Below are 1,089 nucleotides of genomic sequence, written 5' to 3'. Positions count from 1 at the left end.
AGTTCGGACTGCAGGCTGCAACTCGCCTGCACGAAGCTGGAATCGCTAGTAATCGCGAATCAGAATGTCGCGGTGAATACGTTCCCGGGTCTTGTACACACCGCCCGTCACACCATGGGAGTCAGTAATGCCCGAAGTCAGTGACCCAACCGTAAGGAGGGAGCTGCCGAAGGCAGGACCGATAACTGGGGTGAAGTCGTAACAAGGTAGCCGTATCGGAAGGTGCGGCTGGATCACCTCCTTTCTAAGGAAGAAGGATTATAAGTAGGTTGCGAGAGCAGCTGAATCAATCCAACTAAGACGGAAGAAGAAGTAAGGGTTTTACGTACTGTTGAGTCTTTAAGGATTCAAAATCTTTCCGGTGTCGATGCGCTTAGGGGACACACCCGTTCCCATCCCGAACACGATGGTTAAGACCTAAGCGGCCGATGATACTATGCTGGAGACGGCATGGGAAAGCAGGTGGATGCCGGATTCCATTAAAAACAATTCGCTGAATGCGATTTGAAATAGAACGGACACATCGGAATGGATGAACTATCTGTGATGAGGATGTGTTAACCTACACCAGCAGGGAAGTGCTGTTCCATATAACTGGTTTTTACCAGTGATTCATAAGTTCGAGCTTATCGAGGTTGTGAATGACTGATAAATGGTCAGTCAAGTGGCTGTACATTGCAGTTCGGAAACAAAGTTTCCTCACTCACGTGCAGGCACGTTATGAAAACAAAACATTACGAAGGCTTATGAAAGCAAGCTTTCAACGCATTCGAAACATTTTGTTTTCGCAATGTACCTTGAAAACTGCATATTGAAAATCTGATACAAAGTTCAAACCGAGAGGTTTGAAACAAATATCAAGACATCCGAGGTGTTACACGAAAGTGTAACCAAACAAACCAAAACAAGCAATTATTAATTGTAAACACCATAAGCCAAAGATGCAACGCTATGCATCTGAGAGGAACACCGTACCCGCGGTGTGAATCAATTGGTTAAGCTAATAAGAGCGCAGGGTGGATGCCTTGGCACTAAGAGCCGATGAAAGACGTGATAAGCTGCGAAAAGCTTCGGGGAGGAGCAAATATC

The 1,089-nt window shown here is 46.0% G+C and carries 3 rRNA genes; all 3 read left to right on the top strand.

Annotated elements, in window-relative coordinates:
* Nucleotides 1-244 (top strand): 16S ribosomal RNA (locus tag C7U56_RS15260); the annotation flags it as partial.
* A gap of 113 nt (nucleotides 245-357) precedes the next feature.
* Nucleotides 358-475: ribosomal RNA gene (gene rrf, locus C7U56_RS15255) — 5S ribosomal RNA — on the top strand.
* Nucleotides 476-993: 518 nt separating this feature from the next.
* A 23S ribosomal RNA gene (locus C7U56_RS15250) occupies nucleotides 994-1,089 on the top strand; the annotation flags it as partial.

This window comes from Clostridium fessum, from assembly GCF_003024715.1.
In the GTDB taxonomy this organism is placed as follows: Bacteria; Bacillota; Clostridia; order Lachnospirales; family Lachnospiraceae; genus Otoolea; species Otoolea fessa.
Note: the sequence above shows the minus strand (reverse complement) of the source record. Positions and strands in the feature narration are given on the sequence as shown.